The 20184-nt window shown below is 56.9% G+C and carries 19 protein-coding genes and 1 pseudogene; 13 read left to right on the top strand and 7 right to left on the bottom strand.

Translation table 11 applies throughout. From position 1 onward, the window contains the following. Positions 1-19: 19 nt before the first annotated feature. Together ACOTW6_RS14035 and ACOTW6_RS14040 are read right to left on the bottom strand one after the other, a co-directional pair. A complete protein-coding gene (locus tag ACOTW6_RS14035) occupies positions 20-715 on the bottom strand; it encodes a CidB/LrgB family autolysis modulator (protein WP_015572322.1) in 696 nt (231 codons plus the stop codon). Next, the gene (locus tag ACOTW6_RS14040) at positions 712-1107 is read right to left on the bottom strand and encodes a CidA/LrgA family protein (protein ID WP_023295055.1); all 396 of its coding nucleotides are present in this window, start codon (positions 1105-1107) and stop codon (positions 712-714) included. Before ACOTW6_RS14040 ends, ACOTW6_RS14035 begins: the two co-directional genes overlap by 4 nt. A 168-nt stretch (positions 1108-1275) precedes the next feature. Here ACOTW6_RS14040 and dusC point away from each other — a divergent pair, with 168 nt between their 5' ends. The 3 genes and pseudogenes from dusC (at position 1276) to ACOTW6_RS14055 (ending at position 4775) form a co-directional block, all read left to right on the top strand. After that, positions 1276-2211, top strand: coding sequence for a tRNA dihydrouridine(16) synthase DusC (gene dusC / locus ACOTW6_RS14045; protein ID WP_213789133.1), 936 nt, complete (start codon positions 1276-1278; stop codon positions 2209-2211). A gap of 331 nt (positions 2212-2542) precedes the next feature. Then, positions 2543-3960, top strand: a pseudogene (mdtQ, locus tag ACOTW6_RS14050) (multidrug resistance outer membrane protein MdtQ). A gap of 50 nt (positions 3961-4010) precedes the next feature. Next, complete coding sequence (locus tag ACOTW6_RS14055) at positions 4011-4775, top strand: SDR family oxidoreductase (RefSeq protein ID WP_003859301.1); 765 nt, start codon at positions 4011-4013, stop codon at positions 4773-4775. A gap of 44 nt (positions 4776-4819) precedes the next feature. Here the strand turns inward: ACOTW6_RS14055 and ACOTW6_RS14060 are convergent, their stop codons facing one another. Next, positions 4820-5392 (bottom strand): DedA family protein, encoded by a 573-nt coding sequence (locus ACOTW6_RS14060; protein ID WP_058648604.1) that lies wholly within the window; start codon positions 5390-5392, stop codon positions 4820-4822. A gap of 157 nt (positions 5393-5549) precedes the next feature. Here ACOTW6_RS14060 and ACOTW6_RS14065 point away from each other — a divergent pair, with 157 nt between their 5' ends. Continuing rightward, complete coding sequence (locus ACOTW6_RS14065) at positions 5550-6137, top strand: Yip1 family protein (RefSeq protein WP_003859296.1); 588 nt, start codon at positions 5550-5552, stop codon at positions 6135-6137. Positions 6138-6304: 167 nt separating this feature from the next. Further along, positions 6305-7228 carry a D-alanyl-D-alanine endopeptidase gene (gene pbpG / locus ACOTW6_RS14070; RefSeq protein WP_015572329.1) on the top strand — a complete coding sequence of 308 codons (924 nt, stop codon included), beginning with the start codon at positions 6305-6307 and terminating at the stop codon, positions 7226-7228. 96 nt (positions 7229-7324) lie between these two features. Here pbpG and ACOTW6_RS14075 read toward each other — a convergent pair whose 3' ends face one another. Next, positions 7325-7879, bottom strand: coding sequence for a GNAT family N-acetyltransferase (locus ACOTW6_RS14075; RefSeq protein WP_047053393.1), 555 nt, complete (start codon positions 7877-7879; stop codon positions 7325-7327). A gap of 102 nt (positions 7880-7981) precedes the next feature. Continuing rightward, on the bottom strand, positions 7982-9739 hold the full coding sequence (dld, locus tag ACOTW6_RS14080; protein WP_062932771.1) for a D-lactate dehydrogenase: 1758 nt from the start codon (positions 9737-9739) through the stop codon (positions 7982-7984). 189 nt (positions 9740-9928) lie between these two features. On the opposite strand from dld, the gene bglX reads away from it, so the two are divergent. The 5 genes from bglX to ACOTW6_RS14105 all read left to right on the top strand — a co-directional run bounded on the left by bglX (position 9929) and on the right by ACOTW6_RS14105 (position 16114). Further along, positions 9929-12226 carry a beta-glucosidase BglX gene (gene bglX, locus ACOTW6_RS14085; RefSeq protein WP_062932772.1) on the top strand — a complete coding sequence of 766 codons (2298 nt, stop codon included), beginning with the start codon at positions 9929-9931 and terminating at the stop codon, positions 12224-12226. A 136-nt stretch (positions 12227-12362) separates the two neighbouring features. Then, positions 12363-13280 carry a glycine betaine ABC transporter substrate-binding protein OsmF gene (gene osmF, locus ACOTW6_RS14090; protein WP_062932773.1) on the top strand — a complete coding sequence of 306 codons (918 nt, stop codon included), beginning with the start codon at positions 12363-12365 and terminating at the stop codon, positions 13278-13280. Between the two features lie 12 nt (positions 13281-13292). Then, positions 13293-14450, top strand: coding sequence for an ABC transporter permease (locus ACOTW6_RS14095; RefSeq protein WP_219240911.1), 1158 nt, complete (start codon positions 13293-13295; stop codon positions 14448-14450). Continuing rightward, positions 14443-15393, top strand: a complete 951-nt coding sequence (locus ACOTW6_RS14100; RefSeq protein ID WP_039270368.1) for an ABC transporter ATP-binding protein — start codon at positions 14443-14445, stop codon at positions 15391-15393. The genes ACOTW6_RS14095 and ACOTW6_RS14100 overlap by 8 nt, the downstream gene beginning before the upstream one ends. Continuing rightward, entirely contained in the window at positions 15377-16114 is a 738-nt protein-coding gene (locus ACOTW6_RS14105; RefSeq protein ID WP_017383373.1) for an ABC transporter permease, read from the top strand. Before ACOTW6_RS14100 ends, ACOTW6_RS14105 begins: the two co-directional genes overlap by 17 nt. On the opposite strand, the gene ACOTW6_RS14110 is transcribed toward ACOTW6_RS14105, so the two are convergent. Beyond that, complete coding sequence (locus ACOTW6_RS14110; protein WP_017383372.1) at positions 16089-16202, bottom strand: protein YohO; 114 nt, start codon at positions 16200-16202, stop codon at positions 16089-16091. The genes ACOTW6_RS14105 and ACOTW6_RS14110 overlap by 26 nt on opposite strands. A gap of 69 nt (positions 16203-16271) precedes the next feature. Then, on the bottom strand, positions 16272-17012 hold the full coding sequence (mlrA, locus tag ACOTW6_RS14115; RefSeq protein WP_017693055.1) for an HTH-type transcriptional regulator MlrA: 741 nt from the start codon (positions 17010-17012) through the stop codon (positions 16272-16274). 218 nt (positions 17013-17230) lie between these two features. Between mlrA and ACOTW6_RS14120 the strand changes: the two genes are divergently transcribed. From ACOTW6_RS14120 to ACOTW6_RS14130, 3 genes are read left to right on the top strand one after another with little or no spacing between them, the layout of a single operon-like run. Next, complete coding sequence (locus tag ACOTW6_RS14120) at positions 17231-18916, top strand: sensor histidine kinase (protein ID WP_023314534.1); 1686 nt, start codon at positions 17231-17233, stop codon at positions 18914-18916. Then, on the top strand, positions 18910-19629 hold the full coding sequence (gene btsR, locus ACOTW6_RS14125) for a two-component system response regulator BtsR (protein WP_022648676.1): 720 nt from the start codon (positions 18910-18912) through the stop codon (positions 19627-19629). Before ACOTW6_RS14120 ends, btsR begins: the two co-directional genes overlap by 7 nt. Before the next feature lie 46 nt (positions 19630-19675). Continuing rightward, positions 19676-20146 (top strand): DUF1456 family protein, encoded by a 471-nt coding sequence (locus ACOTW6_RS14130; protein ID WP_062932775.1) that lies wholly within the window; start codon positions 19676-19678, stop codon positions 20144-20146. Positions 20147-20184: the final 38 nt, after the last annotated feature.

The following is a 20184-nucleotide window of genomic DNA, read 5'->3' on the forward strand; positions in this document are numbered from 1 at the left end:
GCGCGACGCATCGCAAATTTTAGCCCATGACTGCCAGAATAATCGGGAAGATAAACGGCGCGACCAGGGAAGTGATAATCCCGCAGATCACCAGCGCCAGCGAGCTGAATGCTCCTTCCTGATAATCGAGTTCCGCGCAGCGTGCGGTGCCCAGCGCGTGCGAGGCGGTACCCATCGCCAGACCGCGTGCCGCTTTGGTCCGAATTTTCATGATATTCAGCAGCGTATGACCAAACACCGCGCCCAGGATACCGACAAAAATCACGCACACGGCGCTAATGGCCGGAATGCCCCCGATGCTGCCGCCCACGGCCATGGCAATCGGCGTGGTGACGGATTTAGGCAGGATAGAGGCGGCGATCTGCGGCGACGCGCCCATCAATAAGGCCACCGAGGTGCCGGTGATCATCGCAACAAGGCTACCCACAAAGCAGATGGTAATGATGGATTTCCAGCGCGCGCGGATCTGATGCAGTTGCTCATATAAAGGAAACGCCAGCGCCACCACGGCAGGCTGCAACAAATCATTGAGGATCTTGCTCCCGGCAAAGTAACGCTCATAAGGAATGCCGGTGAGCAGCAGAAAAGGAATAATCACCACCATGGCGACCAGCAGCGGGTTCAGCAACGGCATTTTGAAACGCACCGCAAGCTTACGCGCAGCAAAGAACACCACCAGGGTTAACGGCAGGGACCACCAGATATTCGCCATCATTTTTTTGTTTTCTCCCCGACGACCTTACGTTCGCCATGCACAATGTGTGAACTCCAGCTGACGACCATGAAAACCACCAGCGTACTGATGGCGCAGGAGACCACAATCGGGCCGAACTGCGCTTTAAGCACATCGTAATACTGCATAACCCCAACGCCGATAGGCACAAAAAGCAGAGCCATATAGCGAATGAGAACGAAGCACCCTGGGTTGACCCATTTCGCGGGCAGCACCTGTAATGCCAGCAGCACAAACAGGATCAGCATGCCGATAATGCTGCCGGGTATCGTAATCGGCAGCAGCGAAGCGATAAAAATACCGGCGTACAGGCAGGCATAAATCAGGACGAAGGCGCGAAGGTATTGCCAGATAGTATTCAGTGATTTGCTCATGGTGAAAGTCCTTGCTGAGACGTATTCATCATACAATTAAACCTGAAAATGTGCCACGGATCACATCATGAATTTTGGGCATACCAGACATTCCGCAATGGAACGCCGGGCTTTCAACATACATAGAGAGCAGCTACTATAGCGCGTCTTTTTTCACAGGTACTCAGAATGCGTGTTTTACTGGCCCCGATGGAAGGCGTGCTCGACTCTCTCGTGCGCGACCTGCTTACCGAGGTAAACGATTACGATCTCTGCGTGACGGAGTTTCTGCGCGTGGTCGATATGTTGCTGCCAGAAAAATCATTTTATCGTCTCTGCCCGGAACTGCATCGTCAGAGCCGCACGCCGTCCGGTACGCTGGTGCGTGTCCAGCTGCTCGGCCAATATCCTGAGTGGCTGGCTGAAAACGCCGCCCGCGCGGTAGCGCTTGGCTCGTACGGCGTCGATCTTAACTGCGGCTGTCCTTCAAAGCTGGTCAACGGCAGCGGCGGGGGGGCGACGCTACTTAAAGATCCGGAGCTGATTTATCGCGGCGCAAAGGCCATGCGTGAGGCGGTGCCATCGCACCTGCCGGTAACGGTCAAAGTGCGTCTGGGATGGGACAGCGACGATAAGCAGTTTGAAATTGCTGACGCGGTGCAGCAGGCGGGCGCCACCGAGCTGGTGGTGCACGGGCGAACCAAAGAGGATGGTTATAAAGCCGAGCGCATTAACTGGCAGGCGATTGGCGAGATCCGCAAACGGCTTACGATCCCGGTGATTGCCAACGGCGAAATCTGGGATTACGAGAGCGCACAGGCCTGCCTCAAAGAGACCGGCTGTAATGCCGTGATGATTGGCCGCGGTGCGCTGAACGTGCCGAACCTCAGCCGGGTGGTGAAATATAATGAGCCGCGGATGCCGTGGGCGGATGTGGTGAAACTACTGCAAAAATACACGCGGCTGGAAAAGCAGGGCGATACCGGCTTGTATCACGTCGCACGCATTAAACAGTGGCTGAGTTATTTGCGTAAAGAGTACGACGACGCGCTGGGATTATTTCAGGAGATCCGTACGTTACAGACGTCTGCGGATATTGCCCGGGTGATCCAGTCGAAGTCCTGAGCGAAGTGTAAAGCGTTTGCCCGGCGCGGAGCCGGGCAACAGAATCAGAAAATCATTTTGAATACGCCGGTTACCACCAGCAGCCCTATCAGAAATATAATCAAAATAACCCACAATAATATTTTCATTCGCCTCTCCTGCGTATGTCTGTCGAAGTAAGTGTAGCAGTCAATTTATAATTAGCATGAATACATGAATTTAAATCATTTTCTTGGGGAATAAATTTCCGGATATGAAAATGTATAACAATATGCGGATTGCCACGCGTTACTAAAAAATGGAACGTCAGTAAGCGTAAGTTGCGCCTTTATTTTTTTGAGTTCATGGCGTAATGAAACGTTCTCTTACTTTATCTCTGAGTGCTCCTCTTATTTTTATGCTGGCCGCCTGCGCGCCGGAGCATGCCACGGTGTCTCCAGTGAAAACGCAAGCCGCCGCCGCCGCTGTAAATACCCAACTGCGTCATGCCGACTGGCCAAAAAGCGAATGGTGGAAAGACTTTAACGACCCCCAGCTCAACGCGCTGATCGCTAAAGCGCTGGCGGATGCGCCAGATATGCAAATTGCCCGTCAGCGTATCACCCTGGCGGAAGCACAGGCGAAAGCCGCTGTCGCGGCTGAAGGTCCACAGCTTGATTTTTCCGCAGATGTTGAACGGCAAAAGATGTCGGCAGAGGGGCTGATGGGGCCATTCGCCCTGACCGACCCGGCGGCGGGGACCACCGGCCCCTGGTACACCAACGGCACCTTTGGTCTGACGGCGGGTTGGGATCTGGATTTATGGGGTAAAAACCGTGCCCAAATTGAGGCCCGCATCGGTAAGGTGAATGCGCAAAAAGCGGAGCTGGAGCAGACCCGCCAGCTGCTCGCCAGCAGCGTCGCGCGGCTGTACTGGGACTGGCAGACCGAGGCCGCGGTGGGTGACGTGCTCGCGCAAATCAAACGGGAGCAGGAAAATATCATCGGTGCCGATCGTGATTTTATCAGCACGGCATTACCTCCTCGGTGGAAGGCGTTGAAACAGATATCAATGCCAGCAAAACCGATGAACAGCTCGCTGACGTGCACGGCAAAATGAAGGCCATTGAGGCGCGTCTGAATGCGTTGACTAATACCCCTTCAGTCACGCTCGCCCGGCATGCCTTACCTGACGCAGAGGCATCGCTGCCGTCAACGCTCGGTTATGAACTGCTGGCTCGTCGCCCGGATTTGCAGGAGGCGCACTGGTATATCGAAGCATCCATGAGCGAAGTGGATGCCGCCAGAGCCGCGTTCTACCCTGACATCAACTTGATGGCGTTCTTGCAGCAGGATGCATTGCACCTGAGCGACCTGTTCCGCTCATCTGCGCAGCAAATGGGCGTAACCGCCGGGCTGACGCTGCCAATTTTTGACAGCGGTCGGTTGAATGCGAACCTGGATATCACCCAGGCGCAAAACAACCTCTCCGTGGCGAACTACAACAAGGCTGTAGTAGATGCCGTAAACCAGGTTGCCCGGACAGCCAGCGAAGTGGAAACGCTGACCGCCAAAAATCAACACCAGCAGCAGATCGAAAAAGATGCGGCGCGCGTCGTTGCGCTGGCACAGGCGCGCTTCAGCGCGGGGATCATTGCCGGCTCCCGGGTAAGTGAAGCAAAAATTCCGGCGCTCAAAGAGCGTATTGCCGGGTTGATGCTGAAAGGTCAGTACGTGGATGCCACGCTCCAGCTCACCTCCGCGCTCGGTGGTGGATATCATCACGGCTAACATTGCGCATTATCTATACTTACCTCTTTGCAGATTTTCAGGAGGTGAGTATGACGCGAGTCGCAATTGTTACCGCATCGGATTCAGGAATTGGCAAAACGACGGCCCTGATGCTGGCCGAGCGCGGGTTTGATATCGGGGTGACCTGGCATTCAGATGAGGAAGGGGCGCTGGCAACCTGCCGTGAAATTGAAGCGCGCGGGCAGCGTGCCGAGGCCATTCAACTCAACTTAAGCAATTTGCCGGAAGGCGCAAAGGCCATTGAAACCCTGATTACGCGTTTCGGGCGGCTGGATGTGCTGGTTAACAATGCCGGGGCGATGAATAAAGCGCCATTTCTGGACCTGTCGTTTGACGACTGGCGGCACATATTCACCGTTGACGTGGACGGCGCGTTTCTCTGCTCGCAAATCGCGGCGCGTCAGATGGTAAAGCAGGGGGAAGGGGGGCGAATCGTGAACATCACCTCGGTGCATGAACATACGCCATTGCCGGACGCCAGCGCCTATACGGCGGCCAAACATGCGCTGGGCGGGTTAACAAAGTCGATGGCGCTGGAACTGGTTAAACATAAGATTCTGGTGAACGCCGTTGCGCCTGGTGCGATCGCCACGCCGATGAATGATATGGACGACAGCGAAGTGAAAGAAGGCTCAATGCCGGAAATCCCGCTGGCACGGCCAGGGCATACCAAAGAAATTGCCAGCCTGGTGGCGTGGCTGTGTGACAGCGACGCCAGCTACACCACCGGGCAGTCGTTTATCGTCGACGGCGGTTTTATGCTGGCGAATCCGCAATTTAAGCCGGAAGGGTAGATACCCTTCTCCCTGTGGGGTAGGGTGAGGGCAGCAGGCCGCACTCACTCTTCATCCCGCCGCTTTTCACGATGCTTGAGCCACAGCCGGACCCCAATCACCACCGCAACAACCAGGATCAACCAGGCCCAGTGTTTAAGATGCTGATCGAGGTTATGCAGCCACGGGCCTATCACTTCGCCACCCACGTAGCCAAGCGTGGTGAAAATCAGCGCCCAGGCAATCGCCCCGAGAATGTTCAGCGGCAGGAAGATTTTCGGCGGTAAGCGGCTCGCGCCAATCAGTATTGGCCCGATGATGCGAAAGCCGTACATAAAGCGGGTGCCAATCACAAACAGCCACGGACGTCGCTGGATAAGCCGCTGAGCACGGCGAATTTTCTTTTGATGCCTGGCAAAACGTTGCAAAAGGGTCGGGCCAAAGCGCAACCCCAGGAAGTAGAGCAGCTGATCGCCAATCATACCGCCCAACGCGACGGCGGCGACCACCAGCGAGAATTTCAGCAATCCCTGGTGTGCGGCCACCCCGCCCAGCAGCGTGATGGTTTCGCCTTCCGCCACGCTGCCGATCACCAGCGCGGCGTATCCATATTGTTCAATAAGACCGTTGATATCCATGACGTAAACGTCGTCTCCCTTACTGTGCCTGCGTTAATCATATACCCCATCCATTAACCGCGCGGCAATCAACGGAAATTTCCCACTGTACATAAAATAATCTAAAGCCTGCATTATACTTAAGCTATCGCTGACGGGCCGACAACAAGGGGGCGTTATGAACCATGTCTGGGGACTTTTCTCCCATCCCGATCGTGAAATGCAGGTGATCCGTAACGAGAACGAAACGGTCGCGCATCACTATACCCACCATGTCCTGCTGATGGCAGCGGTGCCGGTGGTCTGCGCGTTTATTGGTACGACGCAAATAGGCTGGAACTTTGGTGACGGCACCGTGGTTCAGCTTTCCTGGTTTACCGGGCTGTACCTGGCCATTCTGTTTTATGGCCTGATGCTGGCCGGGGTGGCGGTGATGGGGCGGGTCATCCACTGGATGGCGCGCAACTATCCGCAGCGCCCGTCGCTGGCACACTGTATGGTCTTCGCCGGATACGTCGCGACCCCGCTGTTTTTAAGCGGTATTGTCGCGCTCTATCCACTGGTCTGGCTGTGCGCGCTGATCGGTACGGTTGCCCTCTTTTACACCGGTTATCTGCTGTATGTAGGGGTGCCAACCTTCCTCAATATCAATAAAGAAGAGGGCCTGAGCTTCTCCAGCTCTACGCTTGCCATCGGCGTGCTGGTCCTTGAGGCGCTACTGGCCCTGACAGTTATTCTTTGGGGTTATGGATACCGTCTCTTCTAAGCTCCCTGCATTGCTGGCGTAAATGCCAGCAATGCAGCATCTGGTTATGATTCTCCGCTGGCGACAACGCACGGTGACCGCTATGATGCCGAAGCCAGCCTGTGTTTATCCGTCGACACAGGCGGTGTACGTCATAACGTGCGTGAATCATTATCAGAAGTCTCATCATGCTGAAATTTCGAGTGTCACTCCTTAGTCTAGCGCTGCTGTTGGGCGTCTCCGCTACCGCGCCAGCCATCGCCAAAACGACCGCAGTCGCCACCGCTGCTGCGCAACCCCAGATTGCGTCCGGCAGCGCGATGATCGTAGACCTGAATACCAACAAGGTGATCTACGCCAGTCACCCGGATCTGGTGCGCCCGATCGCTTCCATAACCAAAGTCATGACCGCGATGGTGGTGCTTGATGCACGACTGCCGCTGGATGAAAAGCTGAAGGTGGATATCAGCCACACGCCAGAGATGAAAGGGATCTACTCTCGCGTGCGTCTGAACAGTGAAATCAGCCGTAAAAATATGCTGCTGCTGGCGCTGATGTCCTCTGAGAACCGCGCGGCGGCAAGCCTTGCTCACCATTATCCTGGTGGTTACGACGCGTTTATCCGCGCGATGAACGCCAAAGCCAAAGCGCTGGGGATGAAAAATACCCATTTCGTGGAGCCAACCGGTCTGTCGATCCATAACGTCTCGACGGCGCGTGATTTAACAAAGCTGCTGATCGCCAGTAAGCAATACCCGCTGATCGGTCAGCTCAGCACCACGCGTGAGGAGATGGCGACATTCTCGAACCCGGCGTATACGCTGCCGTTCCGCAACACTAACCATCTGGTGTATCGCGATAACTGGAATATTCAGTTAACCAAGACCGGATTCACCAATGCGGCAGGGCACTGCCTGGTGATGCGCACCGTGTTTAACGGTAAGCCAGTAGCGCTGGTGGTGATGGATGCCTTCGGCAAATATACCCACTTTGCGGATGCCAGCCGCCTGCGTACCTGGATTGAAACCGGGAAAGTACAGCCGGTGCCGGCTTCAGCGCTGGCGTATAAAAAGCAGAAAGCGGAACAGATGGCGACGGCGCAGAACGATTAGGAAAAAGCAAAACGGTAACGCATGTTACCGTTTTTTATGTTTTCTCCCTCTCCCTGTGGGAGAGGGCCGGGGTGAGGGCACCAGACCGCACTGCGTTTACTCAGGCAGCGTCCAGTCCCCGTCGTTGAGCGGACGCTGCATAATTACCGTGTCCCGCCAGTCGCCTTTCTTATATCCCACACTTCTGAGCTGACCCACCATCTCGAAACCGTGCTTTTTATGCAGCCGTAACGACCCGGGATTATTTTGCCCGTCACCAACCACGGCAATCATCTGCCGCCAGGGTCCTTGTTCACAACGGGCGATCAGTGCCTGGAGTAAGGCCGAGCCAAACCCGCGCCCGGTAGTGCTGGCATCCACATAGATGGATTCCTCAAGGGTGTACCGGTAGGCCTGGCGTGGACGATAAAACGTGGCGTAGCAGTAGCCGACAACAATGCCGCGATACAGCGCAACCAGCCACGGTAAACCGCTGTCGGTCACGCTCTTCATCCGCTGACGCATCTCATCGACGGTGGGAGGAACTTCCTCGAAGGACGCACGGCCATGAAGCACATGCCAGGCGTATATCGCCGAGATGGCATGCGCATCGTCAGGAAGGGCGTCGCGCACCTCGATTTCAGTTTCGGGGAAAGTTTCTACAGCCGACATGTTCTGCCCGCTCCTTGTTTGGAAAGCCAGAGAAACGTTTCTCTGGCAACAGGCAGATACTCTAGTACGTTTGAGGAGAGCTTAACAATCTCTTAAATTTGGCTATATGAGTTCATCAGAGGCTTGCGTATTGTGCTCCTCTGTTTCGGCACTCTCTTTCCAGTATTTCTTCCGCGTTGTCTTACCAATGCCGGGGTTCATACTGTTTGTAGGGTCATTTTTGCGATAAAACTGTTTAAGCGTCTCCGGCGCTTTATACAGGTGTCCCACGTTGTGCTCGGCAGGATATTGCGCGCCACGCTCGTGCAGCAGCGCCAGCATCTGTTCTTTCAGCGCGTGTGCATCAACCCCTTTTTTGACGATGTAATCCTGGTGGAAGACATAGCACATAAAGTGGCCGTAATAGAGCTTATGCACCAGCTTGCTGTCGATCTCCGGCGGCAGATGTTCGAACCACTCGGTATCGTTGCGACGCAGGGCGATATCCAGCGCCAGAATATCCTCCACCTCTTCGGAATGCACCGCCTGATAACGGATAGCAGCACCCGCCGCGGCGAAGCGGTGCAGGAAGGCTTTGCTGCCTTCTTCCGGCGTACAGGCAAAGAAATCCCCGTCGGCGGTTTTGAAGAATTCGGTGAGCCAGCTCTGCGCTTCGGCAATGCCGTCCCCGGCCATTTTCAGCAGCAGGTGGTGCTCATACTTGTCGCGCCAGGTCTTCATCCGCTCCGGTAAATGTGCCGGGAAGACGTTGCCCAGCTTCTGCATAAAGCGGTCGGTGAAGTGCGGTTTGAACAGCGATACTTTCTCCAGCATCGCGTCGGTGCGGCCCTTCATGGTGAAGAAGAACGGCATTTTGTCGGTGCCGAGCTTGTCGATCATCAGGAAGGTATCTTTGCCGTAGCGCTCGGCGATGTCGTAAATGTCCCGGTGCATATACTCGCCCGCCACCGGCAGGTGAGTGAATTCGGCCAGAATATGACGACGGATCTCCGTCAGCACCTCCGGCTGATTAGTGCCGATGTAAAACACCTGCTGCTTTTTCTCTGCCGGGAAGGTATCGAGGCGTACCGCAAAAACGGCCAGCTTGCCCGCGCAGCCGGAGGATTCAAACAGGCGATCCGGATCGGCGTTATAGCGCGCCGGCGTATCGGCATTGATATCGCGCACGCGGGTGATGTAATCGTGGTCATGCGCGTGACGGCCATCGTGCTGAACGTCTTCGTCCTTCACGCGGTCATCGTCAAGTTTGCTGAGGATCTGCTCTGGCGTTACGCCCAGATCGATCCCCAGATGGTTAACCAGCGTCAGCTTGCCGTTTTCATCGATACGGGCGAACAGCGACATTTCCGTGTAAGCCGGGCCGCGCTGCACCAGCGAGCCGCCGGAGTTATTGCAGATCCCACCGATCACCGAGGCGCCAATGCACGATGAGCCGATCACCGAGTGCGGTTCGCGTCCCAGAGGCTTAAGCGCCTTTTCCAGCGAGTAAAGCGTGGTGCCGGGGAAGGCGAGTACCTGCTCGCCCTTGTCCAGCAGGTGCAGTTTGTCGAGGCGCAGGGTGCTGATAATCACGATGTCACGATCGTAATCGTTGCCGTTCGGCGTGGAGCCTTCGGTCAGGCCGGTATTCGCAGCCTGCATTAAAATAATCTTGTCTGCCGCAACGCAGGCGCTGAGCACGCGCCACAGTTCGAGCAACGTACCGGGGAAGACCACCGCCAGCGCGTCGCCCTGGCCGGAGCGAAAGCCCTTACGGTAGCGGGCGGTTTTGGCCGGGTCGGTAAGCAGGTGAGAGTGACCAACCAGGCGCGACAGTTCGTTAATAAATGTAGTGTTATCGTCAGTTCGAACAGAAGACATCTTCCACTCCTTGTGGTGGGGCAAATTTCTCGCTGTAAAGCATAGCGCGATTAGCCGTTGAGCGGTCGGGTATTCATGAGAAAAATCAGAGAATAACCCTGCAAGGTTTTCAGGCTTTGTGGCACACTGCGCTTTTCGCACGGTCTGGCCGGGTGCTTCCCGCGGTTATTGATGAGAGAGAATAACAACATGAAATGGCTATGTTCTGTAGGTGTCGCCGTCAGCCTGGCGCTGCAACCTGCGCTGGCAGAGGATTTGTTTGGTAATCACCCGCTCACGCCCGAAGCCCGCGACGCCTTTGTCACGGATTTACTCAAAAAGATGACGGTCGATGAGAAAATCGGCCAGCTGCGCCTGATCAGCGTCGGCCCGGATAACCCGAAAGAAGCCATTCGCGAGATGATCAAAGACGGGCAGGTAGGGGCCATCTTTAACACCGTCACCCGCCAGGATATCCGCAAGATGCAGGATCAGGTGATGGAACTGAGCCGCCTGAAAATCCCGCTGTTCTTCGCTTATGACGTGGTGCACGGCCAGCGTACCGTCTTCCCGATTAGCCTCGGCTTAGCCTCCTCTTTTAATCTTGATGCGGTGAAAACCGTCGGGCGCGTATCGGCATATGAAGCCGCAGACGACGGCCTGAACATGACCTGGGCGCCGATGGTTGACGTCTCCCGCGATCCGCGCTGGGGCCGCGCTTCGGAGGGCTTCGGGGAAGACACGTATTTAACCGCCACGATGGGCAAAACCATGGTGGAAGCGATGCAGGGCAAAAGTCCGGCAGATCGTTACTCGGTGATGACCAGCGTCAAGCACTTCGCCGCCTACGGCGCGGTGGAGGGTGGTAAAGAGTACAACACCGTCGACATGAGCCCACAGCGCCTGTTTAACGACTACATGCCGCCATACAAGGCAGGGCTGGATGCGGGCAGCGGGGCGGTGATGGTAGCGCTGAACTCTCTCAACGGCACGCCCGCCACCTCCGATTCGTGGCTGCTGAAAGACGTGTTGCGCGACCAGTGGGGCTTCAAGGGCATCACCGTGTCTGACCATGGCGCGATTAAAGAGCTGATCAAACACGGCACGGCGTCTGACCCGGAAGATGCGGTACGCGTGGCGCTCAAGTCCGGCATCAACATGAGCATGAGCGATGAGTACTACAGCAAATACCTGCCGGGGCTGGTGAAGAGCGGCAAAGTGACGATGGCAGAGCTGGACGACGCCGCCCGCCACGTGCTGAACGTGAAATATGACATGGGGCTGTTTAACGATCCGTACAGCCATCTGGGGCCGAAGGATTCAGACCCGGCGGACACCAACGCCGAAAGCCGTCTGCACCGTAAAGAAGCCCGGGAAGTAGCGCGCGAAAGCCTGGTACTGCTGAAAAACCGTCTCGACACGCTGCCGCTGAAGAAATCCGGCACCATTGCCGTGGTCGGTCCGCTGGCCGACAGCAAGCGTGACGTCATGGGCAGCTGGTCCGCCGCAGGCGTGGCGGATCAATCCGTTACGGTGCTGACCGGCATTAAGAGCGCCGTGGGTGATAATGCAAAAGTGGTTTACGCCAAAGGCGCGAACGTCACCGACGATAAAGACATCGTGACCTTCCTCAACCAGTACGAGGAAGCGGTGAAGGTGGATCCGCGCACGCCGAAAGAGATGATCGACGAAGCGGTTAACGCCGCGAAGCAGTCCGACGTGGTGGTCGCGGTGGTGGGTGAAGCGCAGGGGATGGCGCACGAAGCCTCCAGCCGGACCGATATTACCATTCCGCAGAGCCAGCGCGATCTGATCGCGGCCCTGAAAGCCACCGGCAAGCCGCTGGTGCTGGTGCTGATGAACGGGCGTCCGCTGGCGCTGGTGAAAGAAGATCAGCAGGCTGACGCCATTCTGGAAACCTGGTTCGCCGGTACCGAAGGCGGTAATGCCATTGCCGACGTGCTGTTTGGCGATTACAACCCGTCCGGCAAGCTGCCGATGTCCTTCCCGCGCTCCGTCGGGCAGATCCCGGTTTACTACAGCCACCTGAACACCGGTCGCCCGTACAACGCCGACAAGCCGAACAAGTACACGTCCCGTTACTTCGACGAAGCTAACGGCCCGCTCTATCCGTTTGGCTATGGCCTGAGCTACACCACCTTCAAGGTGTCTGACGTCAAAATGTCGGCGCCGACCCTGAAGCGTGACGGCAAAGTGACCGCCAGCGTGGAGGTGACCAACAGCGGGAAACGCGAAGGCGCGACGGTGATCCAGATGTACGTTCAGGACGTCACGGCCTCCATGAGCCGTCCGGTGAAACAGCTGCGCGGCTTCGAGAAGGTCAACCTGAAACCGGGCGAAACCAGAACGGTCAGCTTCCCGATTGACGTGAATGCGCTGAAGTTCTGGAATCAGCAGATGAAATACGATGCCGAGCCTGGCAAATTCAACGTCTTCATCGGCGTGGATTCCGCCCGCGTGAACAAAGCCGAATTCGAACTGCAATAATCTTACCTTCCTCCCCATCCCCCGCCTGGCGGGGGATGCCTCTCATCTTGTACGAAAAACGGTTAAATTCGCTGTTTTAAGCTACGCTTTTCTCTCAAGCCTATGAAAAAGGCCACAAAATAATGAGGAAAGCAGAATGACGATGATTAAGGGGATAACAGGATCGGCGGTGCTTCTGGCGGCGCTGAGCATGCCGCTACAGGCCGCAGAGCCGGTTAAGGTGGGTTCCAAAATTGATACCGAGGGCGCGTTGCTCGGCAATATCATTTTGCAGGTACTCGAAAGCCACGGCGTGAAAACGGTCAATAAAGTACAGCTTGGCACCACACCTGTCGTGCGCGGTGCCATCACCTCCGGCGAGCTGGATATCTACCCGGAATACACCGGCAACGGGGCCTTCTTCTTCAAGGATGAAAACGATCCGGCCTGGAAAAATGCCAAAGCCGGGTACGAAAAAGTCAAAAAGCTGGACGCGGAAAAAAATAAGCTGGTCTGGCTTACCCCGGCACCGGCCAACAACACCTGGACCATCGCGGTGCGTAAAGATATCGCCGAGAAAGGCAAGCTCACCTCGCTTGACGATCTCAGCCGCTACCTGAAAGAGAAGGGCGAGTTTAAGCTCGCGGCCTCGGCAGAGTTTATCGAGCGCGCTGACGCCCTGCCAGCGTTTGAAAAAGCCTATGATTTCAAGCTCGATCAGGCACAACTGCTCTCTCTGGCGGGCGGCGACACGGCGGTGACCATCAAGGCGGCGGCGCAGCAAACCTCCGGCGTCAACGCGGCGATGGCCTACGGCACCGACGGCCCGGTCGCTGCGCTTGGCCTGCAAACCCTGACCGACCCAAAAGGCGTTCAGCCGATTTACGCCCCAACCCCGGTCGTGCGCGAGGCGGTGCTGAAAGCCTACCCGGATATTGCGGAATGGCTCAAACCGGTGTTTGAAAAACTGGATGCGAAAACGCTGCAACAGCTGAATGCCAGCATTGCCGTTGAGGGGCTGGATGCCAAAAAGGTGGCTGCCGACTTCCTGAAACAACAAGGGCTTGTGAAGTAACGGGACAAGGCTGTGCCAATAAAATGCCATAACCGCGTCCTGCTGCTGTTGGCCTGTGTGGCCATTGCGGCGGTCGCGTTACCCTTTGTGAATGTCGCGCCAAACCGTCTGGTGTCGGGCGAACCGCGCGCGCTCTGGCAGATCTGGTCATTTACGCCACTGCTTCTGGGCGCGGCGCTGGCGAGTACTGTTGCCTTAGCCTTCTGGCCGGGGCGTACCGCCCTGTGGCTGACGCTTCTGCTCAGCGAAGCGCTGTTTATCGTGCTGTTCTGGAGCGCGGGACAGGCGGCAACGCAGATGGCCTCGGTTGAAAGCCCGCTGGCGCGCACGTCGATTGGCAGCGGGCTGTGGCTGTGGCTGGCACTTTGTCTGCTGGTCTGTAGCGATGCCATTCGCCGTCTCACGCCGCTACCCGTCTGGCGCTGGCTGCTGAACGCGCAATTCTGGGTTATCCCTCTGCTGATCCTCTTCAGTGGCGATCTGAATCAACTCTCGCTGTTAAAAGAGTACGTCAACCGCCAGGAGGTGTTTGACAACGCGCTGGCGCAACATCTGACGATCCTGTTTGGGACGCTGATCCCGGCGCTGCTGCTGGGCATGCCGCTGGGCATCGGGTGCTACCGGCATCCCAGCCGCCAGGGCGCCGTCTTTACCGTGCTCAACGTTATTCAGACCATCCCCTCCGTTGCCCTGTTTGGCCTGCTGATTGCCCCCCTCGCCGGTCTGGTGAAATCCTTCCCTGCGTTGGCCGCGGCAGGCATTGCCGGAACCGGGCTGACGCCTGCCCTTATCGCCCTTGTGCTGTATGCGCTGCTGCCGCTGGTGCGCGGCGTGGTGGCGGGGTTAAGCCAGGTTCCGCCCGACGTGCTGGAAAGCGCCCATGCGATGGGGATGAGCGCGCGCCAGTGTTTCTGGAAAATACAGCTGCCGCTTGCGCTTCCGCTGCTGGTTCGCAGCCTGCGGGTGGTGACGGTGCAAACCGTGGGGATGGCGGTGATTGCCGCGCTGATTGGGGCGGGCGGCTTTGGGGCACTGGTGTTCCAGGGGCTGCTGAGCAGCGCGCTGGATCTGGTGCTGCTGGGCGTTGTGCCCACGATTGCGCTGGCGGTCGTACTGGATGCATTGTTTGCCCTGTGGCTCGCGCTGCTCAGGAGAAGAGCCAATGATTGAATTTCATGATGTGAGTAAAACCTTTGCGGGCCGTCCGGCGGCAAGCCACCTCAATCTGCATTTTGCCGAGGGGGCGTTCTCGGTATTGATCGGGACGTCGGGGTCGGGAAAATCGACGACGCTGAAGATGATCAATCGGCTGGTGGAACATGACAGCGGGACGATTCGCTTTGCCGGAGAGGAGATCCGCAGCCTGCCGGTGCTGGAGCTGCGGCGGCGTATGGGTTACGCCATTCAGTCCATCGGCCTGTTTCCCCACTGGACGGTGGCGCAGAACATTGCCACCGTGCTACAGCTGGAAAAATGGTCCCGGGGGAAGATCAATGAGCGTGTCGACGAGCTGATGGCGCTGCTGGGCCTGGACGCGTCGCTTCGCGACCGCTATCCGCACCAGCTTTCCGGCGGACAACAGCAGCGGGTTGGGGTGGCGCGCGCGCTGGCCGCTAACCCGCAGGTGCTGCTGATGGATGAGCCCTTCGGCGCGCTGGATCCGGTCACCCGCGGCGCACTTCAGGCGGAGATGAGCCGTATCCACCGTATTCTTGGGCGCACCATCGTGCTGGTGACCCATGATATCGACGAAGCGCTGCGGCTGGCCGACCGTCTGGTACTGATGGATCACGGCGAAGTCGTCCAGCAGGGAACGCCGCTTGAGCTGTTAACCTCGCCGGCAAACGATTTTGTGCGTGAATTTTTTGGCCGCAGCGAGCTGGGCGTCAGGCTGCTCTCGCTGCGTACCGTCAGGGACTATCTGCGTCCGCAGGATGCGCAAATCGGTGGTGAACCGCTGCACGATGGGATGAGCCTGCGCGATGCCCTGTCGGCGTTTGTCGCCCGGCAGTGCGAGGTATTACCCGTTGCGGACGGGCAGGGGACGCCATGCGGGACGATCCATTTTCGCGATCTGCTGGCGGGGGAGGTGACGCGTGAAGTGGGTCCGTGATCCGTTACTCTGGCTGACAGGGCTGTTTATCGCCTTACTCTACCTGATGCCGCACAGCGCGGCGCTGTTTAATGCGCTTATTCCCGGGCTGCCGCGCCCGGTGTACCAGCAGGAGAGCTTTGTTAATCTCACCCTGGCGCACTTCTGGCTGGTGGCGGTGTCAAGCGTGATTGCCATCGTGCTGGGCACAGGCGCCGGTATTGCGGTGACGCGGCCTGCGGGCAGGGAGTTCCGTCCGCTGGTGGAGACCATCGCCGCAACGGGGCAGACCTTCCCGCCGGTGGCCGTGCTGGCGATTGCCGTGCCGGCGATCGGTTTTGGGCAGGAGCCTGCCATCATTGCGCTGATTTTGTACGGCGTGTTGCCCATTCTGCAAGGGACGCTGGCGGGGATTGCGGCGGTGCCTGCATCGGTGCTGAGCGTAGCGGAAGGGATGGGGATGAGCGCCTGGCAGCGGCTGGTGAAGGTCGAACTGCCGCTGGCCGCACCGGTGATTATCGCTGGCGTGCGAACGTCCGTGATTATCAACATTGGTACGGCAACCATCGCCTCGACGGTCGGAGCCAATACGCTGGGAACGCCGATCATTATCGGGTTAAGCGGGTTTAATACGGCTTACATTATTCAGGGAGCGGTTCTGGTTGCGCTGGCGGCGATTGTGGTGGATCGCCTGTTTGAACGCCTGGCCGGATACCTCAGCCAACACCGCCGCGAACAATAAATGAATAACCTGCAAGCATAACGCCACCGATACCGCTGATGGCCATCAGTGCAAAAAGGGTAATTACGGCCAGTTTCGTTGCCTTCATCATGTGCTCCTGTTGTTAACGGAACAATTATACGGTGAAGCGCAGCTGTTAATGAACCATTAAATGCCGTTACGACGCATTTGGCCCCAGCGAGTAAACGGGATAACCATGTTCGCGCCATTCCGTCAGGAGCTGCTGCTGGGAAGCGGAGGGGACTTCGCCGCACCAGACCAGCAGCGTCTGTCCCTCAAACAGTTCCGGCCTGAGCTGGGCCAGGGAGTGGGCAAGCACGTCAACGCGCCAGCCCTGCTGGGTGGCAATCCAGGCTTCGAGCCACAGCCGGGTGGTATCGTGTACGTTCCAGCCGATCACCAGCGCATCTTTGCTGTTTTTATTCCGCGCTGAGGCAAGACAGACGGAAATATAGTTAATCAGCACGCCATCAAGCATGCTGAGCAGCGCCTGTAGGGTGGTTTGCTGACACTGAAGCCGACGCCGTAGGGGAATAAAAAGATGGGTGATCAGGGTTTGCGCCGGGTAGTCTCGACCCTGTTCTTTGATCCAGCCGCGCAGACGCTGCAAATTGCCACTCTGCAACAGCCTCAGCAGCGTTTCCTGCTGTTCGCGCCAGAGAAGCTGCGTATCGGGATCGTCCTGGCTCAGAAGCGATTTTACCTTGCCGACCTGTACGCCGTTGTCGATCCAGCTTTTGATCTCGCGGATCCGGTCAATATCCGCATCGTTAAACAGGCGGTGCCCGCCGTCCGTTCTTTGCGGCTTAAGCAATCCATACCGTCGCTGCCACGCCCGTAGCGTAACGGGATTGATATCACACAGGAGTGCCACTTCACCTATTGTGTAAAGCGCCATTTTCGCCCCCAGGCTTGCGCGTCCCCAGCTTAACTGTAGACCCACTTTGCGGAACCAGGAAGATTTGATTCTTTTTTGTACAAATTATACGAAAGACAGGTTATCTCCGGCAAAAGGTGTGATGACGGACACGATTTATCGCTTTTTTGGCACGTTTCAAAGAAAGTTCATCGCCACCAGTGTATGTTACGCGTTTTTAGAATGTGCGGTTTGTGAGTATGTACGAGTTTAATCTGGTGCTGCTGTTGCTTCAGCAGATGTGCGTGTTCCTTGTCATCGCCTGGTTGATGAGCAAAACTCGCCTGTTTATTCCGCTGATGCAGGTCACCGTCCGTCTGCCGCACAAATTCCTCTGCTACGTCGTATTTTCCATATTCTGCATTATGGGGACCTGGTTTGGTCTCCATATCGAAGATTCCATCGCCAATACGCGCGCCATCGGCGCGGTAATGGGCGGGCTGCTCGGAGGCCCGGTTGTCGGCGGTCTGGTGGGGTTAACCGGCGGCCTGCACCGCTATTCGATGGGCGGTATGACGGCGCTGAGCTGCATGATCTCCACCATTGTCGAAGGGCTGCTCGGTGGTCTCGTCCACAGCTATATGATTAAGCGTGGTCGCCCGGATAAAGTGTTCAGTCCCTTTACCGCAGGGGCGATTACCTTCGTGGCGGAAATGGCGCAGATGGCGATCATTTTGCTGATTGCGCGCCCGTTTGACGATGCGTTACATCTGGTCAGCAGCATTGCCGCACCGATGATGGTCACCAATACCGTAGGCGCGGCGCTGTTTATGCGCATTCTGCTCGATAAACGCGCCATGTTCGAAAAATACACCTCGGCATTTTCTGCCACCGCCTTAAAAGTTGCGGCGTCGACGGAAGGGATCCTGCGGCAGGGATTCAACGAGGAGAACAGCATGAAGGTGGCGCAGGTGCTGTATAAAGAGCTGGATATCGGAGCTGTGGCGATTACCGATCGCGAAAAGCTGCTGGCGTTTACCGGCACCGGCGACGACCACCATCTGCCGGGGAAACCGATCTCATCGGCCTATACCCTGCGCGCTATTGAAACGGGTGAAGTGGTGTATGCCGACGGAAATGAAGTGCCGTACCGCTGTTCCCTGCATCCGCAGTGCAAACTCGGCTCTACGCTGGTCATTCCCCTGCGGGGCGAAAACCAGCGCGTTATGGGTACCATTAAGCTTTACGAAGCCAAAAATCGCCTGTTCAGCTCCATCAACCGCACGCTGGGGGAGGGGATCGCCCAGCTGCTTTCGGCGCAAATCCTGGCGGGGCAGTATGAACGGCAAAAAGCGCTGCTGACGCAGTCAGAAATTAAGCTCCTGCACGCTCAGGTGAATCCGCATTTCCTGTTTAACGCGCTCAACACGCTGAAGGCGGTGATCCGCCGCGACAGCGATCAGGCCGCGCAGCTGGTGCAATTTCTGTCGACCTTTTTCCGCAAAAACCTGAAGCGTCCCTCGGAGATCGTCACCCTCGCGGACGAGATTGAGCACGTAAACGCCTATCTGCAAATTGAAAAAGCGCGCTTTCAGTCACGTTTACAGGTGTCGTTATCCGTCCCGGACGAGCTGGCGTATCAGCATCTTCCGGCTTTTACCCTGCAACCGATTGTGGAGAACGCCATTAAGCATGGGACCTCGCAGTTGCTGGGAACCGGAGAGATTATGATTTCCGCTTCCCGTTTTAACCACCATCTGGTGCTGGATATTGAAGACAACGCGGGGCTGTATGAAGCTTCCGCGTCAGGCGGTCTGGGCATGAGCCTGGTGGATAAACGCCTGCGCGCCCATTTTGGCGATGACTGCGGTATCACCGTCGCCTGTGAGCCAGATCGCTATACCCGAATTACCTTACGATTGCCGCTGGAGGAGAACGCATGTTAAGAGTGCTGATTGTTGATGATGAGCCGTTAGCACGAGAAAACCTGCGTGTCCTGTTGCAGGAGCAGAGTGATATCGAGGTTGTGGGGGAATGTGCCAATGCCATCGAAGGCATCGGTGCGGTGCATAAACTGCGCCCGGACGTGCTATTCCTCGATATTCAGATGCCGCGCATCAGCGGGCTGGAGATGGTCGGCATGCTCGACCCGGAGCACCGTCCCTATATCGTCTTTCTGACGGCCTTTGATGAGTACGCGGTAAAGGCGTTTGAAGAGCACGCGTTTGATTATCTGCTGAAGCCGATTGAAGAGAAACGGCTTGAAAAGACCCTGACCCGTCTGCGCCAGGAGCGTACCGCGCAGGACGTGACGCTGCTGCCGGAGCATCAGCAGCCCCTGAAATTTATCCCCTGTACCGGGCACAGCCGGATTTACCTCCTGCAAATGGACGACGTTGCCTTTGTCAGCAGCCGTCTGAGCGGAGTATACGTCACCAGCGCTGAAGGCAACGAAGGCTTTACCGAGCTGACCCTGCGCACGCTGGAGAGCCGCACGCCGCTGATCCGCTGCCATCGTCAGTATCTGGTGAACATGGCGCACCTGAAGGAGATCCGTCTGGAAGATAACGGCCAGGCCGAGCTGGTGTTACGTGCCGGGCAAACCGTTCCCGTCAGTCGTCGCTACCTGAAAAGTTTGAAAGAGGCGATAGGGCTGTAAAACTGGTACACTGCGCGCCATTGCATCATCGACATTCGAAGGCTCTATGCTAAGTAACGATATTCTTCGTAGCCTGCGCTACACCCTGAAAGCGAACAATAATGACATGGTGCGCATCCTTGCGCTCTCCGACATGGAATCCACGTCCGCCGGGTTCGACACCTGGATGACCAAAGAAGACGAAGAGGGTTTTGTTCGCTGCCCGGACATAATTCTGTCGGGCTTTCTGAACGGCCTGATCTACGACAAGCGCGGCAAAGATGAATCTGCGCCTGAGCTGGCGCTGGAGCGTCGGGTGAATAACAACACGGTGCTGAAAAAGCTGCGTATTGCTTTCTCCCTGAAAACTGACGACATTCTGGCGCTCATGACCGAGCAGAAATTTCGCGTGTCGATGCCGGAAATCACCGCCATGATGCGCGCGCCGGATCATAAGAATTATCGCGAGTGTGGGGATCAGTTTCTGCGTTATTTCCTGCGTGGGTTGACGCAGCGGGTGCATAACCAGAAGGGGTGATTTTAAGCCGGGCAAAAAAAAGCCGGAGATTATCTCCG

The sequence above is a fragment of the Enterobacter cloacae complex sp. IR5403 genome (assembly GCF_049238705.1).
GTDB classification, from domain to species: domain Bacteria; phylum Pseudomonadota; class Gammaproteobacteria; order Enterobacterales; family Enterobacteriaceae; genus Enterobacter; species Enterobacter hormaechei_C.

What these genes read in the sequence shown, in the direction of transcription:
- ACOTW6_RS14130 (WP_062932775.1), top strand. Translation starts at nt 19,676, where the DNA reads ATGCTAAGTAACGATATTCTTCGTAGCCTGCGCTACACCCTGAAAGCG.
- mlrA (WP_017693055.1), bottom strand. Translation starts at nt 17,012, where the DNA reads ATGGCGCTTTACACAATAGGTGAAGTGGCACTCCTGTGTGATATCAAT.
- ACOTW6_RS14055 (WP_003859301.1), top strand. Translation starts at nt 4,011, where the DNA reads ATGACGCGAGTCGCAATTGTTACCGCATCGGATTCAGGAATTGGCAAA.
- ACOTW6_RS14040 (WP_023295055.1), bottom strand. Translation starts at nt 1,107, where the DNA reads ATGAGCAAATCACTGAATACTATCTGGCAATACCTTCGCGCCTTCGTC.
- ACOTW6_RS14035 (WP_015572322.1), bottom strand. Translation starts at nt 715, where the DNA reads ATGATGGCGAATATCTGGTGGTCCCTGCCGTTAACCCTGGTGGTGTTC.
- ACOTW6_RS14075 (WP_047053393.1), bottom strand. Translation starts at nt 7,879, where the DNA reads ATGTCGGCTGTAGAAACTTTCCCCGAAACTGAAATCGAGGTGCGCGAC.
- ACOTW6_RS14060 (WP_058648604.1), bottom strand. Translation starts at nt 5,392, where the DNA reads ATGGATATCAACGGTCTTATTGAACAATATGGATACGCCGCGCTGGTG.
- dusC (WP_213789133.1), top strand. Translation starts at nt 1,276, where the DNA reads ATGCGTGTTTTACTGGCCCCGATGGAAGGCGTGCTCGACTCTCTCGTG.
- ACOTW6_RS14065 (WP_003859296.1), top strand. Translation starts at nt 5,550, where the DNA reads ATGAACCATGTCTGGGGACTTTTCTCCCATCCCGATCGTGAAATGCAG.
- btsR (WP_022648676.1), top strand. Translation starts at nt 18,910, where the DNA reads ATGTTAAGAGTGCTGATTGTTGATGATGAGCCGTTAGCACGAGAAAAC.
- bglX (WP_062932772.1), top strand. Translation starts at nt 9,929, where the DNA reads ATGAAATGGCTATGTTCTGTAGGTGTCGCCGTCAGCCTGGCGCTGCAA.
- dld (WP_062932771.1), bottom strand. Translation starts at nt 9,739, where the DNA reads ATGTCTTCTGTTCGAACTGACGATAACACTACATTTATTAACGAACTG.
- pbpG (WP_015572329.1), top strand. Translation starts at nt 6,305, where the DNA reads ATGCTGAAATTTCGAGTGTCACTCCTTAGTCTAGCGCTGCTGTTGGGC.
- osmF (WP_062932773.1), top strand. Translation starts at nt 12,363, where the DNA reads ATGACGATGATTAAGGGGATAACAGGATCGGCGGTGCTTCTGGCGGCG.
- ACOTW6_RS14120 (WP_023314534.1), top strand. Translation starts at nt 17,231, where the DNA reads ATGTACGAGTTTAATCTGGTGCTGCTGTTGCTTCAGCAGATGTGCGTG.
- ACOTW6_RS14110 (WP_017383372.1), bottom strand. Translation starts at nt 16,202, where the DNA reads ATGAAGGCAACGAAACTGGCCGTAATTACCCTTTTTGCACTGATGGCC.
- ACOTW6_RS14100 (WP_039270368.1), top strand. Translation starts at nt 14,443, where the DNA reads ATGATTGAATTTCATGATGTGAGTAAAACCTTTGCGGGCCGTCCGGCG.